Source organism: Pandoraea anapnoica, assembly GCF_902459765.1.
GTDB lineage: Bacteria > Pseudomonadota > Gammaproteobacteria > Burkholderiales > Burkholderiaceae > Pandoraea > Pandoraea anapnoica.
In genome coordinates, this window is sequence record NZ_CABPSP010000001.1 from 537218 (window position 1) to 555046 (window position 17829).

The following is a 17829-nucleotide window of genomic DNA, read 5'->3' on the forward strand; positions in this document are numbered from 1 at the left end:
GGTGTCAGTGAATCGCCAGCGCGTTCGACTGCGCGTTCGCGATACCTGCTGCCACGTTCACGCCGATGTTGCCTGCGGCACCCATCAGCGCACGGTCGCCGAGCGACGCATTCATTGCGCCCGTCACCGTCGCCGCATTGCGGATCGTCTGGGTCGTGTCGATCGACACGTGGCTCGCTTGCGCCACCACGATCTGATTCGACTGCGCGTTGAGCGCGCCGGCGGCGATGTTCACCCCGAAGCTGCCGTGGGCGTCGCGCAGCGCATCAGCGCCGAGCGTAGCGACGACTGTCGGATGGCCGTTGAACACGGCGTCGGTGGCAATGGACTGCCGAGTGGAGAGCTGGACGACGTTGGCGCCGTCGGGCGTGGCAGCGGAGGCGGACAGGGTGACGGAAGCACTGGCAACGGCCAGCACGACAGCACTCAGCGAAGCGAGACGCGGCATATTGGTCTTCCCCAGATCGTCCGTTGGGACGGATATCTGGATAACGGCGCCTGAGGCGCTCGGGTTGAATGTTTTTTCGTATGTCGCGTGCGCGCTTGGCTGTTGTTAATGTGCCCCGCTCCGGCGTGCCGCTTCATCGAAAGCCGCAGTCGTTCCCGTGACCGCTGCGGCGCGCATTTTCGCATGACGACACGTCGCCGTACCGTCATGCCTGTGCGTGAAAATTCACCCGAACCGCTCTTGACGCGCGAGATTACGCAGGTTCTCCCGCGCCGTTCGCCAATCCCGTCGAATGCCCCTGCGACTGCATCGCGGCCTGCTGCTGTACCGACGCCGATTTCTTGTGGTCGATGAGCAACACGGCGATCACCGCAATGACGGCAGGAATCGCGATTGCCGTAAAGTTTTGCTGCAACGGCAGCGACATGCTCACGAGCACACCGATCACGATGGGCGCGAGAATCGCACCGCTGCGTCCCACGCCGGAAGCCCAGCCGATCCCCGTGCCACGTGCCGCCATCGGATAAAACTGACCCGCGTAGGCGTACGTCACGATCTGCGTGCCGATGGTCGATGCGCCAGCCAGTCCGACGAGCACGAAGAGCGCCGGCGTCGGCACCTTTACGCCGAGCAACGTGATCGACACGGCGGCGAGTGCGTACATCCCTACGAGCACGTATTTGATGTTGAAGCGATCTGCGAGCCAGCCGCCGCCGATCGCGCCGAGCATCGCGCCGAAGTTCAGCACGAGCACGAACGTGAGCGCCGAGCCGAGGCTGTAACCGGCGCTGGCCATGAGCTTCGCGAGCCACGAGCTGAGTGCGTACACCATGAACAGACACATGAAGAACGCGACCCACAGCATGACGGTGCTAAAGCCACGACCGTCCTGGAACAGACGCGAGAGCGGCGCGGCTTGCTTGCGGTCCGTGCCCGGCAGAGCAAATTGATCACTCGGTTGCGCAACATAGTCCGGCGAGAGGCGGCCGAGGACCTGTTTGAGCGTGTCGAGACGTCCGTTACGAATGAGGAACGGCATCGATTCGGGGAGCGCCTTCATCGCGAACGGCACGAGCAGCGCGGGCACGCTGGCCGCGAGAAACACGGACTGCCAGCCGTACGACTCGATCAGCCCCTTGCCGAGCAGCGCAGCGAGCATGCCGCCGACCGAATAGCCTGAGAACATAAGCGTGACGAGTGTGCCGCGCAGACGTCGCGGTGAGTATTCCGTCATTTGCGCCACGACAATCGGCATCACGCCGCCGATGCCGACGCCAGCCAGAAAACGGGTGACGGAAAAACTGATCGGCTCATGGGTGAGGCCGGCGGCTGCGGTGAACAGCGAGAACATCAGCACGCAGATGGCGATGGCTTTGCGACGGCCGATGCTGTCCGCGACCATGCCCATCACGATGGCACCGAACATCATGCCGAAGAGTGCGGAGCTGACCATGAAACCGGCGCTGGTCGCGTCGACGTTCATCGCCTTCATGATCGACGGCAGCGCAATGCCCGCGACCGCGAGGTCGTAGCCGTCGAAGATGATGATGAGTGCGCACCAGAGCAGGATGCGTCCGTGATAGCCGTTGAAGCGCGCTTCGTCGGCCAGATGATGTACATCGATGTGTCGCATGCGGGTGTCTCCATAAACGAATCCGCCCTCCGTCGGATCGCGGAGAGTCTTTGGGTATTCCTTTATGACCGACGCACGCGGCATTGAGGCCGGGCTCCAGCGGCGCTGCCTGAGGCCGTCACCGACGAAGCAGACCACCTCTGTGTCCTGCGATGGGTGGCTGTTCATGCAATATCGTGCATGCAGTAAACGCGAAACGGACGTCGACTGCAAGGCGAATTTGACGTTTCTAGGGTTTTACATGAGAAAACGCCACTCGTAAGTGTCTGTTTAATTGCGACGAGGGGCGTGTTGGGAGAGGTGAGGTGTGCGGCGGCAGAACACCACCGCACGGACTGAATCAATGCAACTTATTGCTTGGCGACCGAGAAGGGCGGGAGCTGATAGCTCCAGGTCTCGCTGATGGCCTTCCCGCCGGCGACGAGCGCGGCGCGAAGTTCGACGACCTTGGCCGGGTCCTTGACCATCACGCGCAGGTTCAGGCGCATGCCGTGCGTGACCGGGTTCGGTTGCAGCGTCTGCTCGATGATCGTGGCGTTATCGCTCACGCTAATCTGCGGCGTGACCGAGCCGGGCGGCAGCGTGGCGAGCGGACCGCCGTCGAAGTCCACGATCAGGCCCGTGCTGCCGTCGAAGTGACGAATCAGATTGGCCTGCGTGATCTCGCCTGCGGTGCGCAGCGTCTGCTTCACCCATGCCAGATTGCGCTCGACGATGCCGCGCTCGTTCATCGTCCAGCGGATGTTGTAGTCGGCCTGCAACGGCGTGCCCTTGGGCGGCAACTGGTCAGGCGTCCAGAACGCGCCGATGTTGTCGTTGGTTTCGTCCGGCGACGGAAGCTCGACCAGTTCGACATGTCCCTTGCCCCAGTCGCCCTGCGGCTCGACCCACGCACTCGGGCGCAGATCGTAGCGGTCCTTCAGGTCTTCGTACTGTGAGAAGTCGCGCCCCCGCTGAAGCAGGCCGAAGCCGCGCGGATTGGTCACCTGGAACTGGCTGATGGCGACGTTGCGCGGATTGTTCAACGGACGCCAGATCCATTCGCCATTGCCCGCGTGAATCGCGAGACCGTTCGAATCGTGCAGCGCCGGACGGAAGTTGTACGGGTCGCGCTGCTGGTTCGGTCCGAACAGGAACATGCTGGTGAGCGGCGCGATGCCGAGCTTCGTCACCTTGTCGCGCATGAACACGCGCGCCTGCACCTTCAGTAGCGAATCTTCGCCCGGCGTCAGATCGAAGCGATAAGCGCCCGTCGCGCGCTTCGAATCGAGCAATGCGTAGAAGACGAGATGCTTGTCGCCCGCGTTCGGGCGTTCGATCCAGAACTCGCGAAACGCGGGGAATTCTTCGGCGATGGGCAGGCCGGTGTCGATGGCAAGACCGCGCGCGGACAGACCGTAGATCTGGCCTTTGCCGATCACGCGGAAATAGCTCGCGCCGAGCACGCTCATGACTTCGTCGAGCTTGCCGGGTTCGTTGATCGGATAGAGCACCCGAAAGCCCGCATAGCCGAGGTCGTGCGTCGCGCTGCGATCGAGCTTGAGATCGCCAAAGTCGAAGCGTTTGCTGTCGTACTTGATCTCATCGATCTTCGCGTTGCTGCCGGTGCCGACGATCTCGTTGATCTTCACCGGCGTGCTGAACTGCATGCCCTGATGATAGAAGCCGAGCTTGAACGCAGTTGGCTGATCGTTCCATTCGAACGCTTCGCGGCGCGGCTGAATCTTGATGTAGTCGCCGAACTGCATCTTCGCGAAGACCGGTGTGAGGTTGCTCGCTGGAGCCGCGTAAGGCTTGTCGGCGAGCGCCTTCGCGCGGGCGGTCACGTCGTCGAGGGAGAACGCGTTGGCATGCGCGGCACCCAGCAGGGCGGCGCCCATGACGACCCATGATGCGCATCGGCGCCACGACACAATCTGAGAAAACAAAACCAAAAGTCGCTCCTGAAGTGAAGGGGCAGGTTGCCTCAGCGCCGACTTCGGGGCGGCGCCGTACCGCATTGAGGCACAGAAATCTTTCAAAAAACGCCAATTGTGGCAAAGTATCGCACTTCGTGTTGCGAGTTCGACGTTTTGCGGCCCTCGCAACGCCCGCCGATACGACGACCCAGACGTTTTGGCGCACGACGCTGCTGTGCGCGCCACATGTCGCCTTCAATTGGATCGCCATCAGATGCGAATGCTCTCCGTACTGGCGCTTGCCGCCAGTTTCGCAGTCGCGCCGGCCTTTGCCAGCGCCGCTCAAGCCTCCGACAACGTGAGCAACGGCGGTGTTCCCGTCGCCATGCCCTCGGCGTCCGCCAAGCAACGCTTTATCGACGATCTCATCGCGCGCATGACGCTCGAAGAGAAGATCGGTCAACTGCGCCTGATCAGCATCGGCGCGGACATGCCGCAGCCGAAACTCATCAAGGAAATCGCCGCCGGTCGCGTCGGCGGCACGTTCAACTCGGTCACGCGCAGCGAGAATCGTCCGCTGCAAGAGGCTGCCGTCAAGCAAAGCCGTCTGAAGATTCCGATCTTCTTCGCCTACGACATCGTGCACGGCCATCGCACCGTGTTCCCGATCAGCCTCGGCCTCGCGTCGAGCTGGGACATGGCGGCAGTCAAGCAGGCGGCACGCGTGGCCGCGCAGGAAGCGAGCGCGGACGGTCTTGACGCCACGTTCGCACCGATGGTCGACATCTCCCGCGACCCGCGCTGGGGCCGCACCTCGGAAGGCTTCGGCGAAGACCCCTATCTGGTGTCGCAGAGCGCGCGCGCCAGCGTGCAGGGCTTTCAGGGCACCTCGCCCGCCAATCCGGACAGCCTGATGGCGTTCGTGAAACACTTCGCGCTGTATGGCGCAGTGGAAGGCGGACGCGATTACAACGTCGTCGACATGAGCCCGATGCGCATGTATCAGGACTATCTGCCGCCGTATCGCGCCGGTATCGATGCCGGTGCAGGCGGGGTGATGATCGCGCTGAACTCCGTGAACGGCACGCCTGCAACGTCGAACAAGTGGCTGTTGCGCGACCTGCTGCGCGACGAATGGGGCTTCAAGGGCGTGACGGTGAGCGATCACGGCGCGATTGAGGAGCTGATGCGTCACGGCGTGGCGAAGGATGGCCGTGAAGCCGCTAAACTCGCCATCGAAGCGGGCGTCGACATGAGCATGGCGGATCAGCAATACCTCAAGCAGTTGCCGGATCTCGTGAAGTCGGGCGACGTGCCGATTCGCTTCATCGACGATGCCGTGCGCGAAGTGCTCGGCGCGAAGTACGACATGGGCCTCTTCGCCGATCCCTATCGTCGTATCGGCAACGCCGCGCAGGACCCGAAGGATGTGTACGCCGACGACCGTCTGCATCGCGACGCCGCACGCGATATCGCTCGCAAGTCCATCGTAATGCTCGAAAACCAGCACGACGCACTGCCGCTGAAGAAGGCAGGCAAAGTCGCTGTGATCGGGCCGCTCGCCGATTCGAAGCTCGACATGATGGGCAGCTGGTCGGCAGCGGGCAAGCCGGCGCAGGCCGTCTCGCTGTTGCAAGGCGTGCGCGACACGCTTGGCGACAAGGCACAGGTGACGTACGCGCGCGGTGCGAACATCACCGACGATCCGCGTGTGGTCGAGTACCTGAACTTCCTCGACTGGGACAATCCGGAAGTCGTGCAGGACAAGCGCACGCCGCAGCAGATGATCGACGAAGCCGTGCAGGTCGCACGCAACGCCGACACGCTGATTGTGGCCGTGGGCGAATCGCGCGGTATGTCACATGAAGCGTCCAGCCGCACGAGCCTGATGTTGCCGGGCAGCCAGCTGGCGTTGTTGCAGGCGCTCAAGGCGACAGGCAAGCCGCTTGTCGTGGTGCTGATGAACGGCCGCCCGCTCGATCTGAACTGGGCGAAGGTCAATGCCGACGCGATGCTGGAGACGTGGTACGCGGGCACCGAGGGCGGTCATGCGATTGCCGACGTGCTGTTCGGCGACTACAACCCGTCGGGCAAGCTGCCGATCTCGTTCCCGCGCTCCATCGGTCAGATCCCGACGTACTACAACCAGTTGCGCATCGGCCGTCCGTTCACGCCGGGCAAGCCTGCGAACTACACGTCGCAATACTTCGAGGAAGATTCCGGACCGCTGTACGCGTTCGGATACGGTCTGAGCTACACGACGTTCGACGTCTCGAAGGTCAAGCTCTCGGCGAAGACGATGACGAGCGGCGGCAAGGTGGAGGCGAGCGTGACGGTGCGCAACACCGGCAAACGAGAAGGCGAGACGGTCGTGCAGTTGTATTTGCAGGACGTGGCGGCGTCGATCGTGCGTCCGATCAAGGAACTGAAAGGCTTCCAGAAGGTGAGCCTGAAGCCGGGCGAGTCGCGCACCGTGCAGTTCGCTATCGACGAGAGTCTGCTGAAGTTCTACAACGCGAAGCTGCAGTACGTGGCGGAGCCGGGCGACTTCAATGTGCAGATCGGACTCGATTCGCAGAACGTCCAGCAAGCGACGTTCACGCTTCAATAACGCTAAGTTTCACGTCTGCGTCTGGAATTCCCCTGCAAGGAATTCCACGCAGGCGCGCACTTTGGCCGACGACGCCACGCGCGACGGATATACGGCCCAGACATTGGCCGGTTGCGTGACGTCCGGCAGCACCTGCACCAGTTCTCCGCGCGCGATCAGCGCACCCACATCCCACATCGACCGCAGCACGATGCCCTGACCGTCGAGCGCCCACTGCACCGCGACTTCGCCGTGATTCGTCGAGAGCGGCCCCGTCACCTTGAGCGAGACGGACTCGCCGCGCTGCTGCAACCGCCACATGCCGAACGGGTGATCGCGTTCCTTGATGACGATGCACGCATGCCCCGCGAGATCGCTTAACTGGCGCGGCGTGCCGTGCGCTTCCAGATACGCCGCCGACGCGCACAACACGCGATGGTTATCCGCGAGCTTGCGCGCAATGAGATGCGGTGCAATCTCGTCGCCGATGCGCACGTCGAGGTCGTAACCCTCTGCCGCAACGTCGACGATGCGGTCGAACAGGTCCAGCCGGACATTGAGTTGCGGGTGCAGCGCACGGAGCCGCGACATCGCCGGGGCCACGACGTGCCGCCCAAAGCCAAAACTGCTCGACACCCGCAGCGTGCCGCGCGGTACCTGCCGCGTACTCGACACGTCCTCCATCAGATGGCTCACGTCGTCGAGAATCTCCTCCGCCCACGCGTAGACTCGCTCGCCGGCGTCGGTGATCGCTACGCGGCGCGTCGAGCGGTGCAGTAAGCGTGTCCCGAGATCGGCCTCCAGCATGCCCACACGCTTACTCACGTAGGCTGGCGAGACGCCCAGCGCCTCGGCCGCCGCCGAGAAGCTCGCGCGGCGCGCGACCTGACAGAACACGCGCAGATCGTCGAGATTGGGGCTGACGGGTAAGGGTTTGTTCACGATTCGTGGATAGTGGATTAACCGATTGGGGGATTTTATCCGCGATGGAATGGAATAACCTAGTGCCATTCGTCAAACGTTCAGGAGACAGACCATGACCGAAACATCCCAACGCCCCCAGCGTCCGTTCAAGATCGCCGTGATCCCGGGCGATGGCATTGGTAAAGAGGTGATGCCCGAAGGCCTGCGCGTGCTCGACGCCGCCAGCAAGCGCTTCGGCATCCCCGTCGAGTATCGGCACATCGAGTGGGCGAGTTGTGACTACTACATCCAGCACGGTCAGATGATGCCGGATGACTGGAAGCAGCAGCTCGACGGTGTGGACGCGATTCTGTTCGGTGCGGTGGGCTGGCCCGAGACGGTGCCCGATCACATTTCGCTGTGGGGCTCGTTGCTGAAGTTCCGTCGCGAATTCGATCAGTACATCAACCTGCGCCCGGCGCGCCTGTTCGACGGGGTGCCGTCGCCGCTCGCGAATCGCAAAGCGGGTGACATCGATTTCATGATCGTGCGCGAGAACACCGAAGGTGAGTATTCGTCGATTGGCGGCGTGATGTTCGAAGGCACGGAGCGTGAGTTCGTCGTGCAGGAGTCGGTGTTCACGCGTCAGGGCACGGAGCGCGTGCTGAAGTTCGCGTTCGATCTCGCGCAGCAACGCGAGCGCAAGCATGTGACGGTCGCAACGAAGAGCAACGGCATTTCGATCTCCATGCCGTGGTGGGACAAGCGCGCGGCCGAGACGGCGGCGAAGTATCCCGACATCACATGGGACAAGCAGCACATCGACATTCTGTGCGCGCGCTTCGTGCTGAATCCGGATCGCTTCGACGTGGTCGTGGCCTCGAATCTGTTCGGCGACATTCTGTCGGACCTCGGCCCGGCGTGTACCGGCACCATCGGCATTGCGCCATCAGGCAACCTGAACCCCGAAGGCAAGTTCCCGTCGCTGTTCGAACCGGTGCACGGCTCGGCACCGGATATCGCGGGTAAGAACATTGCCAACCCCATCGGCATGATCTGGACCGCCGCGATGATGCTCGACTTCATCGGCCGCGGCGACACGCGCACGCGTGCCGCCCACGACGCGATCCTCGCCGCCATCACGCAGATCATCAAAGACGGTCCGCGCACCGGCGACATGGGCGGGTGCGCGAACACGACCGAAGTGGGTCAGGCGATTGCGGCCGTCGTCTCGGCGGGTTGATCCGTTGCGTCGGTTTGCGCTGCCGAAGCAACGTCGCGCGGCGCAAAGTACCGGTTGGGTACGGCCGGAACGCCGAGATTCTCGCGGAAGGTGCGGCCTTCGTACTGCGTGTGAAACAGGCCGCGCCGCTGCAACTCCGGCACCACCAGATCCACGAACGACGTAATGCCTGCGGGCGCGCTCGGGAACATGATGTTGAAGCCATCGGCCGCGCCCGTCTCGAACCAGTGCTGAAAGTCGTCGGCAATCGATGCCGGTGTGCCGACCAGCACGCGGTGTCCGCCACCGGTAAAGCGTGTGTATAGCTCGCGCACGGTCGGCTGTTCGCGTCGTATCCAGTCCACCAGCAGTTTCTGACGGCTCTTGTGCGAGTTCGTCTCCGGCACGTGTTCGGGCAGCGGCACCTTCGCGTCGAATGGCAGGCTGCCGAGATCGATGCCGAGGCTCGCGTAGTTCGTCAGCGCATTCAGCACGACCGCCGGATCGCGGTGCGACAGCAGGCTGTCGTAGAGGTCTTCGGCTTCCGCTTGCGTGCGTCCCACGATGGGTGAGACGCCCGGCAGGATGAAGATGTGTTCCGGCCTACGTCCGTACTTCAACGCGCGTGTCTTCACGTCGGCATAAAACGCGCGGGCGTCCTCGATATCCTGCGCCGCCGTGTAGAGCAGTTCGCCCGCACGTGCGGCCAGCTCACGTCCCGCCTCGCTCGACCCAGCCTGAGCGATTACCGGCCATCCTTGCACCGGACGCGGCGCACTGAGCGGTCCGCGCACGCGGAAGTGCTTGCCCCGATGATCGAGTGTTCGGATGCGCGACGGATCGGCCCACTGGCCGGTTGCCTTGTTGCGGGGGAAGGCGTCGTCGGCGTGGCTGTCCCAGAGGCCGGTGACGACGTCGTAAAACTCGTTCGCACGCTCGTAGCGCTCGGCATGGTCGACGTGATCGTCGCGGTTGAAGTTCTCGCCACCCCCGGTGGACGTCACGAGATTCCATCCGGCACGCCCGCCCGACAGATGGTCGAGCGACGCGAACGCTCGCGCCACGTTGTACGGCTCGCTGTAGGTGGTACTGACGGAGGCGACGAGGCCGATGTGCTTGGTCGCCCCGGCCAGTCCTGCGAGCAGTACGACCGGGTCCCAGCGCGGTGCGCCAGGGCTGTGAGCGAGCGCAACCGGGTCCGTCGACACGAAGAGGTTGTCGAAGAAGAATAGCGCGTCGAACAGGCCGCGTTCCAGTTCCTGCGCGTAGTGCCGGTAGCACGCGAAATGTGAATAGGCGTGCGTGTCGGTGTCGGGGTGGCGCCAGCTATCGCCTTGCACGCCGGAACCCGACATGTAGGCGCCCAGCCGGAGTTTGCGGGCAGGTTGCGTCATGGGCTTGCTCTCGTTCGATTTCGGTAGACGACCACGATAGGCGCACGACACACGTCACGACAAACAACGAAATCAGATAAGCAAACCGCCATAAGCAAACTCGCGTCGCGCGGGCTATGGATCGCATCAATCGATGGTTGGGAATGCGATGGGGCGTGCCTAGACTGGCACATCCTCCCACTCTCAAAGCTGCGCCGACGCGCGGCGACATGCCATGACGAACACTGCCTCTCATGCCGCCCCTACGGCCCAGCCTGTCAGTCCCGTGCTCGACGCATTCATCGCGGCGTCGGCGATTGCCTTCGGGCTTTATGTTTCCGCGCCATCGCGTGCCGCGATAGTGCGTGCCACGCTGGCACGCTCGGCGAAGCGCGACCTGCAAGCGCGTGCACAAGAGAGCTGGCCGACGTGGCGTGCACGCTTGCGTCGTGGGGTGGCGGTGGCACTGAGCGTCGCGGCGATCCTTCCGTTCGCCAGTAGCGCAGCGGATAAGCCCGTGCTCGTAGTCGGTGATCAGGCCTATAACGCGCAGAGTCTTTTCGAAGCGTCGGGCGCGTTGCAGGATGCACCCTACACCGTCTCATGGAAGCAGTTTCCCGCTGGCACACCCGTCGTCGAAGCGGTGAACGCTGGTGCACTCGACATCGGGTTACAGGGCGATGGCCCGGTGCTGTTCCTCGCCGCGCAGGGGGCGCCGGTCAAGGTCATCGGCATCTATCGCGATAGTCCGGACAGCGTGGTACTGCTCGCGGGACCGCACACGCAAATCAAAACCGTTGCCGATCTGAAGGGTAAGACCGTGGCGATCACGCGTGGCGGCTGGTCGCAGCAGTTGGTGCAGGCGGCGCTGGTGTCTGCCGGGCTGCCGCTCGATTCGGTGAAGTATTCGTATCTGGCGTCGGTCGATTCGGCCGCCGCGTTACAGGCGGGCAAGGTCGACGCGACGGCGACGTGGGAGCCGTATGTCACGCGATTGCGTCAGGCGGGCGCGCGCACCGTCGTGACGGCGCGTGGCCTGATTGCGGCGCAGAGCTATCTATCCACGACGCAGAAGGTGATCGACAGCAAGCGTGAATTGCTGGGCGACTTCGTGCAGCGCTATCAACGTGCGCGCGAATGGTCTCTGGCGGACGCGAAGCACATCGAGCGGTACGCAGACGTATGGGCCGCGAAGTCGCGCGTCGATCCGAAGCTGGCGCATCAATGGTTCAGCACGTCGCGCATTCGCTATGAACCGCTGACAGATGCCGCCATTGCCGAAGCGCAGAAGAGTGTCGACGACTTTGTCAAAACCGGCACGCTGACGAAGGGCTTCGACGTGCGCGGTCTCTTCGATACGTCGTTCAACAAGTTCACTCAGGCGGCGCGCTAACGTCAGGCGCTCGCGCGCTGCAACACCTTCTCGCCACCGAACGCACGCGGGCGCGGCGCATCGACGCGCTCGCGCAGCAACTCGACCGCCCGTTGCGCGCGCGCCGACAGTGGCCACTCTGCGCGATGGATCAGCCACAGCGTGTCCACGACCGGCGGGCCGCAATCGACGACACGAATGGCGTCCTGTGACGCGAAGGCCTGCCGTGCGTACTGCGGGATGACGGTGAACCCAAGCCCACGCGCGACGTATTCGAGAATCAGGCTGATCTGATTCGTGCATCCCTTGCACGGCAGACTCTGCACGCCCGGATTGCCCGGAAAACGGCGACTCAGCAAGCGCGTCGACATCGCCTCGCCATCGGGGTGATCGATGAAGCCGATGCGCTTGAGATCCTCCCACTTGTGCACGTCCTCGCCGGCGGGCACCACGAGTTCGAGCGGCTCTTGCGTGAAAGGCGTCGCCGTGAGACGGGGATCGTCGGGGCGCAGTGTTACGAGGCCGAGTTCGAAGTGATTCTGAAGAATGCCTTCGAGCACTTCGCGATCGGGCGCGAAACGATGACGCACGGCCATCGCGGGATTCGCCTGCTGCATGTCGAGCAGGATCGGACATAGATACAGCCCGATGCTTCCAGGCGTGATGAGGTTGATGTTGCCGCACTCCTCGTTCGCATCTTCCAGACTGGAGCGCAAGTGCCGCCCCGCGCACTCGACCTGTTCGCAATAAACGAGCAGCGCCTGACCGGCGGGTGTGAGTTCCACGGCACGCGGGCGTCGCACGAGCAAGGGTCCGAATTCCTCTTCGAGATGCTTGATGTGCTGGCTGACCGCTGCCTGCGTCAGCCCCAGCTGGTCGGCTGTGCGGGTGAAATTACCCAGCTCGGCGAGCGTGGCGAAGGATTTGAGCCACTGGGGATTGACCATAATGAAGTGTTATCGAATCGATAATTTGCAGATAGTTTCCATTATAGCGATGTAGGGCTACCATTGCTTGCGTCGACCGAGCCGGTCGAGATGCCATGAAGACCGCCCTGAGCCGCAGGCTCCGCCGGCCGGCAATGCTGTGCCCTGACAATGCCCCCCCATTAGAGAAACCTCATGTCTGCCCTGTTTTCCCCGTTCGAACTGAAGAGCGCCAAGTTGCGCAACCGCATTGCGATCCCGCCGATGTGCCAATACAGCGCCGTCGACGGCGTGACCAACGACTGGCACCTTGCCCACTACGCCAGCCTGGCGCGCGGTGGCGCGGGTCTGGTGATCGTCGAAGCGACCGCCGTGTCGCCCGAAGGCCGTATTTCGCCGGGATGCACCGGTCTGTGGAACGACGAGCAAACGGCTGGCATGGCGCGTATTGCCGCGGCCATCAAGTCGCACGGCGCGGTGCCGGGCATTCAGATTGCTCACGCGGGCCGCAAGGCCAGTGCCAACCGCCCGTGGGAAGGCGACGATCATATCGGTGAAGACGACCCGCGCGGCTGGCCGACGATCTCGCCGTCCGCCGTCGCCTTCGGCGGTGATCTCGGCAAGGTGCCGAAGGCCATGACGCTCGACGACATCGCCCGCGTGAAGGCGGACTTTGTGGCCGCCGCACGTCGTGCGCTTGCTGCAGGCTTCGAATGGCTCGAACTGCACTTTGCCCACGGCTATCTGGCGCAGAGCTTCTTCTCGCTGCACGCCAACCATCGCGAAGACAATTACGGTGGCGACCTCGCTGGCCGTAGCCGATTCCTGCTGGAGACGCTGGCTGCCGTGCGCGAAGTGTGGCCTGAGCATCTGCCGCTCACCGCGCGTTTCGGCGTCATCGAATACGACGGCCGCGACGAAGAAACGCTGACGGAATCGATCACGCTCGTGCGTCAGATGCGCGAAGGCGGTCTGGATCTGCTGAGCGTGAGCGTCGGTTTCTCGACGCCGAACGCCAACATCCCATGGGGTACGCCGTTCCTCGCACCGATTTCGGAGCGCGTGAAAAAGGAAGCGGGTATTCCGGTGGCATCGGCCTGGGGCATCGACGATCCGGTCGTTGCGAACCGCATCGTGGCAGACGGCCAACTGGATCTCGTGATGGTGGGCCGCGCCCATCTGGCGAACCCGCACTGGCCTTACTTCGCTGCGCGCGAACTCGACGAGAAGCGTCCGACGTGGGTGCTGCCCGCGCCGTACGCTCATTGGCTTGAGCGCTATCGCGCACCGCGCGCTGCTTAAGTCGGACAAACTCAGTCGTAAGCGTCGCCTGAAACGCAACGCCCCCGGACGTCACAAGACGCCGGGGGCGTTGTCATTCGAGACGATCAGGCGCGCTTGAACGGCAATTCGACTTCCGGCGGAATCGGGCAGACATACGGTTTGCCATGACGGCGTTCATGCAGCTCGGCCTTCGCCTTCTCAAGCGTTTCAGGCGAACGGAACAGGTCGATGGCGGACGCGGCCATTGTCTTGGCGGCCAGCACCATGCCCTTGTGCGCGAGCGAACTCTTGCCCTGCGCGACCAGTTGCCACGAGTGGAACGGCGTGCCGAAGGCATAGCATGCGGTAAAGCACTGCGCGGTCGGCGTAATCCAGCTGACGTCGCCCACGTCGGTCGATCCGTACAGCGTAGGTTCCTTGCCAGCCTGGAACAAGGCGACGTGATCGAACAACGGCTTCGGATTGCGCCATGCCTGACCGAGCGTGCGGGTCGCGCCCTCAATGTCCTCCGTCGAGAGCGACGTGTCCTGCACATGCTTCGCGTATGCCATCTCGGCGTCGTCGTACTCGGGCGCACCGAAGGCTTCCAGATTGCGATAGACCACCTCGTTCAGCACGGTGTTCTGCACGAGGTTAGAGCAAGCCTTGTCGAACACGACTTCCATGCGGCACTCGGTCATGAGGGCCGCGCCTCGTGCGATGTTCGTCACTCGCTCGAACAGGTCCGAGGCCTGATCGTTGCGCGGCGCGCGCACGAGGTAAAGCACTTCGGCATTGGCCTGCACCACGTTCGGTGACGTTCCGCCGGTCTGCGTGATGGCGCTGTGCACGCGCGCGTCGGGGAGCATGTGTTCGCGCATGTAGTTCACGCCGACGCTCATCAGTTCGACGGCGTCGAGCGCACTGCGTCCGAGGTGCGGCGAGCTGGCGGCGTGCGATGCCTTGCCGTGGAAGCGGAAGTACGCCTGCACGTTGGCAAGCGACTGCCCGGAAAACACGCCGTTGTGCACGGCGGGGTGCCACGAGATCGCCGCGTCCAGATCGTCGAAGAGGCCTGCCCGCGCCATGAACGTCTTACCTGAACCGCCTTCCTCTGCGGGGCAGCCGTAGAAGCGCACTGTGCCCGGCTGTCCGGTGGCTTCGAGATGCGATTTCACGGCGGCGGCTGCCAGATGCGCGGCAGTACCGAGCAGATGGTGACCGCATCCGTGACCGTTGCCATTGCCGATTTCCGTGGACGGCTGGCACGTCATGACATCGGCTTCCTGACTGAGGCCGGACAAGGCGTCGTACTCGCCGAGAATGCCGATGATCGGACCGCCGTGACCGGCTTCGGCGATAAACGCCGTGGGGATATCGGCGACACCGCGCGTCACGCGGAAGCCCGCCGCTTCGAGTGCTTCGATATGCAGGTCGCTCGACGCGAATTCCTCATAGCGAAGTTCCGCCAGATTCCAGATCTTGTCGGCGAGTTCGGTGAACTGCGGACTGCGCGCATCGATGAAGTCGGCGACAGAAGCGTTCGGAGATGCGATTTCAGACATGGTGTCCTCCAGGAGAGAGTGGGGCGATGGCGACGTCAGAACTTCTGACGAAAACCGAGTGCGAACACAACCGGATTGATGCCGGGCGCGCTGAGCGGATCGGCGCCAAACGAAATAGCCGATTGGCCGTAATTGCGGAAACCGCCCACGCGGGCGTACACGCCGGTGAGCTTCGAGAACTGGTAGTCGTAGCCGAGCAGCGCACCGAAGGCGTGATCGAACTTGCCGGAGACGTTGCGGTAGACAGCGCCCGCACGAATCACGTGTGGACCGCGCTGCCAGACCAGCCCGAGCGAATACACCTGAGCGTTGAAGGTGCCCGGGCCGTTCGGACGGTTCAGCACATAGCTGAGCGATCCCATCGTTTCGCCGAACTGATACGTCGCGCTGAGCATGTAGGCGTCGGTGCGCGGGCCGTCAGGTGCGCCGCCGGGCACGGTGCTCGTACCGGACCACACCGCGTTGTACGAGCCGGACAGCATCAGCGGGCCGCGTCCGTAGTTCACGACCGTGCCGATGTTGCTGGCGTTCGGACTCGAACCCGCCACGTTTCGTGTGGCGTACAGCACCGTGGCGCTGAGTCCGGCGATGTCGGGTGTTTCATAGCTCACTGCGTTGTCCACGCGCGCCTGAATCGCCGCCGCGCCGGGACCGAGGTCGGAGACGACGAGTGCGCTGGTGGCATAGGGCGAGAGTTGCCCGACGGAATAAAACGGATCGATACCTTCCGGGCCGATGGCCGGGTACTGTTTGCCAAGCTTGATCGTCCCCCAGCGTGCAGACGACAGCGATACGTTTGCTTCACGGTTGTAAAACGACGTGCTGCTTTGTGCGCGTCCGCTCATGAGGTCGAAGCCGCTCTCCAGGCGGAACGACGCACGTGTGCCGCCGCCGAGATCTTCCGTGCCGGTGAACCCCCAGCGTGATGTCGAGGCACCGCCCGAGAGCAGTTGCAGGTTCTGCTGCCCGCTGTTGCGCGAGTACATGAGAAAGCTGTCGACGGCACCGTAGATCTGAACGGAAGCACCGGCGGTGCTGGCGGCCGTCAGGGTGGTCAGCGCGACGGCCAGCGCGAGGGAATTGCGTGATTTCATGTGTCTCCGGATGTTCTTTTTGGTATGGCGGGCAATGGGCATGCGCAGATCGCAGGTACGCGTCATCCCCGGCCGCTTCACCGAAGTGTCGGCCTGTGTCTGTCTGTCGTTTGCGAGAAGCTCCGTGAGCGAGACGGGGCGGCTAGCGGGTCGTCATCACGGGGAAAGACTTGCGCTCAGGATTTCGGCGCAGCATCGGAGGGGCGTTCAGGGAACGACCAAAGCGCGATCTGGCTGACGATGCCGCAGGCGAGGAGGTACCAGGCAGGGGACATGGCGTCGCCCGTGCGATGCAACAGCCACGTGACGTTGAACTGGGCAAAGCCGCCGAAGATCGTCACGCCGAAGCTGTAGATCATGGCCAGCGCCGTGGCGCGCACACGCTTCGGAAACGCTTCCATAATCAGCAGAAAATACGAACCGGTGCCCAGCGTCGCGATGCCCATCACCAGGGTCACGATGCCGATCATCAGCGGCACCGACGGGGCCGTCGTCAGCCATTTGAACGCGGGATAGACGCACAACAGCGTGGCGAGCGACGTCACGATGACGATCGGCTTGCGACGCGAGAGACGGTCGGTGATCCACAGACCCGAGATCAGCGACGACACCATGATGATGCCGCCCGATGCGCAGCCCGCAAGGAACGACGTTGCGACCGGCAGATGCAGCGTGCGCACGCCGTAAGCCGGCATGAAGAAGACGATGATGTAGAGCATGGTCGTGCCGCCCACAAGCATCAGCGTGCCGAGTACGACGCGACCGAAATAGTGCTGCATGATTTCGGCCAGCGCGCTTTGCTCACGCTCGGGCGCTTCGAACGTTTCGTCGAGATGGCGTCGGATGTACATGCCGACAGGACCGACGAGCAAGCCCAGCAGGAACGGAATACGCCAGCCCCAGCTTTCCAGCGCGGTGGGTGTGAGCGTTGCGGACAGCAGTGCCCCGCACAGCGCGCCGCACAGGGCCGCCGCGCCCTGACTGATCATCTGCCAGCTCACCATGAAGCCACGGCGCGACATCGGCCCGGATTCCATCAGGAACGTCGTGGCCGCGCCGATTTCACCCCCGGCGGACAGTCCTTGAAGCAGGCGTCCCACGACGATGAGCACGGGGGCGGCGATACCAAGCGTGGCGTAGCCCGGCGTGAGTGCAATTAGCGCGGTGCCGACCATCATCAGCGCGATGGTGAGCGTAAGCGCTGCGCGACGTCCTGCGCGGTCCGCATAGTTGCCGATCAGAATCCCGCCGAGCGGACGCATGACGAAGCCCACGCCGAATGTCGCCATCGCCAGCAGCAACGGACCGGCACCCGAATCGACGGGGAAGAAGTTCTTGCCGATGATCGCGGCGAAGAAGCTGAAGACGGTGAAGTCGAACATCTCCAGCCCGTTGCCGACAGAGGTGGCGACAATCGTGCGGCGTCGCGCGCGACGCGCAGCGACGGTCTCTGCGGGACTTGCCTGACTGGCAGCAGGTCGGGCAGAACCGGCAGGCGTGGCGAGAGCGCCAGACAGGGGCGGGGCGGCGTCGTGCGTCATA

13 protein-coding genes are annotated in these 17829 nt (G+C 63.5%); 4 read left to right on the forward strand and 9 right to left on the reverse strand.

All coding sequences use genetic code 11. The features are described 5' to 3' along the window. Positions 1-4 precede the first annotated feature (4 nt). The 3 genes from PAN31117_RS02570 to PAN31117_RS02580 form a co-directional block, all read right to left on the reverse strand. Positions 5-448 (reverse strand): FapB/FapC family functional amyloid domain-containing protein, encoded by a 444-nt coding sequence (locus tag PAN31117_RS02570; protein WP_150736791.1) that lies wholly within the window; start codon positions 446-448, stop codon positions 5-7. Positions 449-701: 253 nt separating this feature from the next. Then, a complete protein-coding gene (locus PAN31117_RS02575; RefSeq protein WP_150736792.1) occupies positions 702-2081 on the reverse strand; it encodes an MFS transporter in 1380 nt (459 codons plus the stop codon). Positions 2082-2431: 350 nt separating this feature from the next. Beyond that, a complete protein-coding gene (locus PAN31117_RS02580; RefSeq protein ID WP_150736793.1) occupies positions 2432-3961 on the reverse strand; it encodes a glucan biosynthesis protein G in 1530 nt (509 codons plus the stop codon). Between the two features lie 292 nt (positions 3962-4253). On the opposite strand from PAN31117_RS02580, the gene bglX reads away from it, so the two are divergent. Further along, complete coding sequence (gene bglX, locus PAN31117_RS02585; RefSeq protein ID WP_370855711.1) at positions 4254-6590, forward strand: beta-glucosidase BglX; 2337 nt, start codon at positions 4254-4256, stop codon at positions 6588-6590. Between the two features lie 9 nt (positions 6591-6599). Here bglX and PAN31117_RS02590 read toward each other — a convergent pair whose 3' ends face one another. Next, positions 6600-7511: a LysR family transcriptional regulator gene (locus PAN31117_RS02590; protein WP_150736794.1), complete on the reverse strand. Its 912-nt coding sequence runs from the start codon at positions 7509-7511 to the stop codon at positions 6600-6602. Positions 7512-7605: 94 nt separating this feature from the next. On the opposite strand from PAN31117_RS02590, the gene PAN31117_RS02595 reads away from it, so the two are divergent. Next, positions 7606-8715: a tartrate dehydrogenase gene (locus PAN31117_RS02595; protein ID WP_150736795.1), complete on the forward strand. Its 1110-nt coding sequence runs from the start codon at positions 7606-7608 to the stop codon at positions 8713-8715. Here the strand turns inward: PAN31117_RS02595 and PAN31117_RS02600 are convergent. After that, a complete protein-coding gene (locus PAN31117_RS02600) occupies positions 8682-10088 on the reverse strand; it encodes an LLM class flavin-dependent oxidoreductase (protein ID WP_150736796.1) in 1407 nt (468 codons plus the stop codon). The two genes, PAN31117_RS02595 and PAN31117_RS02600, sit on opposite strands and share 34 nt — an antisense overlap. 214 nt (positions 10089-10302) lie before the next feature. Here PAN31117_RS02600 and PAN31117_RS02605 point away from each other — a divergent pair, with 214 nt between their 5' ends. After that, positions 10303-11460 (forward strand): ABC transporter substrate-binding protein, encoded by a 1158-nt coding sequence (locus PAN31117_RS02605; RefSeq protein WP_150736797.1) that lies wholly within the window; start codon positions 10303-10305, stop codon positions 11458-11460. 2 nt (positions 11461-11462) lie between these two features. Here the strand turns inward: PAN31117_RS02605 and PAN31117_RS02610 are convergent, their stop codons facing one another. Further along, positions 11463-12386, reverse strand: coding sequence for a LysR family transcriptional regulator (locus PAN31117_RS02610; RefSeq protein WP_046290809.1), 924 nt, complete (start codon positions 12384-12386; stop codon positions 11463-11465). Positions 12387-12560: 174 nt separating this feature from the next. Between PAN31117_RS02610 and PAN31117_RS02615 the strand changes: the two genes are divergently transcribed. Next, entirely contained in the window at positions 12561-13667 is a 1107-nt protein-coding gene (locus tag PAN31117_RS02615) for an NADH:flavin oxidoreductase/NADH oxidase (protein WP_150736798.1), read from the forward strand. Positions 13668-13753: 86 nt separating this feature from the next. Here PAN31117_RS02615 and PAN31117_RS02620 read toward each other — a convergent pair whose 3' ends face one another. From PAN31117_RS02620 to PAN31117_RS02630, 3 genes are all read right to left on the reverse strand, one after another. Then, a complete protein-coding gene (locus PAN31117_RS02620; RefSeq protein ID WP_150736799.1) occupies positions 13754-15193 on the reverse strand; it encodes a M20 family metallopeptidase in 1440 nt (479 codons plus the stop codon). A 35-nt stretch (positions 15194-15228) separates the two neighbouring features. Beyond that, positions 15229-16287 carry a porin gene (locus tag PAN31117_RS02625; RefSeq protein ID WP_174990771.1) on the reverse strand — a complete coding sequence of 353 codons (1059 nt, stop codon included), beginning with the start codon at positions 16285-16287 and terminating at the stop codon, positions 15229-15231. A 176-nt stretch (positions 16288-16463) separates the two neighbouring features. Then, positions 16464-17828, reverse strand: coding sequence for an MFS transporter (locus PAN31117_RS02630; RefSeq protein WP_150736801.1), 1365 nt, complete (start codon positions 17826-17828; stop codon positions 16464-16466). Position 17829 lies beyond the last annotated feature (1 nt).

Excerpts from the sequence above, each read along its gene's own strand:
- PAN31117_RS02595 (WP_150736795.1), top strand. The coding sequence starts at position 7,606 with ATGACCGAAACATCCCAACGCCCCCAGCGTCCGTTCAAGATCGCCGTG.
- bglX (WP_370855711.1), top strand. The coding sequence starts at position 4,254 with ATGCGAATGCTCTCCGTACTGGCGCTTGCCGCCAGTTTCGCAGTCGCG.
- PAN31117_RS02620 (WP_150736799.1), bottom strand. The coding sequence starts at position 15,193 with ATGTCTGAAATCGCATCTCCGAACGCTTCTGTCGCCGACTTCATCGAT.
- PAN31117_RS02575 (WP_150736792.1), bottom strand. The coding sequence starts at position 2,081 with ATGCGACACATCGATGTACATCATCTGGCCGACGAAGCGCGCTTCAAC.
- PAN31117_RS02625 (WP_174990771.1), bottom strand. The coding sequence starts at position 16,287 with ATGAAATCACGCAATTCCCTCGCGCTGGCCGTCGCGCTGACCACCCTG.
- PAN31117_RS02630 (WP_150736801.1), bottom strand. The coding sequence starts at position 17,828 with ATGACGCACGACGCCGCCCCGCCCCTGTCTGGCGCTCTCGCCACGCCT.
- PAN31117_RS02610 (WP_046290809.1), bottom strand. The coding sequence starts at position 12,386 with ATGGTCAATCCCCAGTGGCTCAAATCCTTCGCCACGCTCGCCGAGCTG.
- PAN31117_RS02580 (WP_150736793.1), bottom strand. The coding sequence starts at position 3,961 with ATGGGCGCCGCCCTGCTGGGTGCCGCGCATGCCAACGCGTTCTCCCTC.
- PAN31117_RS02605 (WP_150736797.1), top strand. The coding sequence starts at position 10,303 with ATGACGAACACTGCCTCTCATGCCGCCCCTACGGCCCAGCCTGTCAGT.
- PAN31117_RS02570 (WP_150736791.1), bottom strand. The coding sequence starts at position 448 with ATGCCGCGTCTCGCTTCGCTGAGTGCTGTCGTGCTGGCCGTTGCCAGT.
- PAN31117_RS02615 (WP_150736798.1), top strand. The coding sequence starts at position 12,561 with ATGTCTGCCCTGTTTTCCCCGTTCGAACTGAAGAGCGCCAAGTTGCGC.
- PAN31117_RS02600 (WP_150736796.1), bottom strand. The coding sequence starts at position 10,088 with ATGACGCAACCTGCCCGCAAACTCCGGCTGGGCGCCTACATGTCGGGT.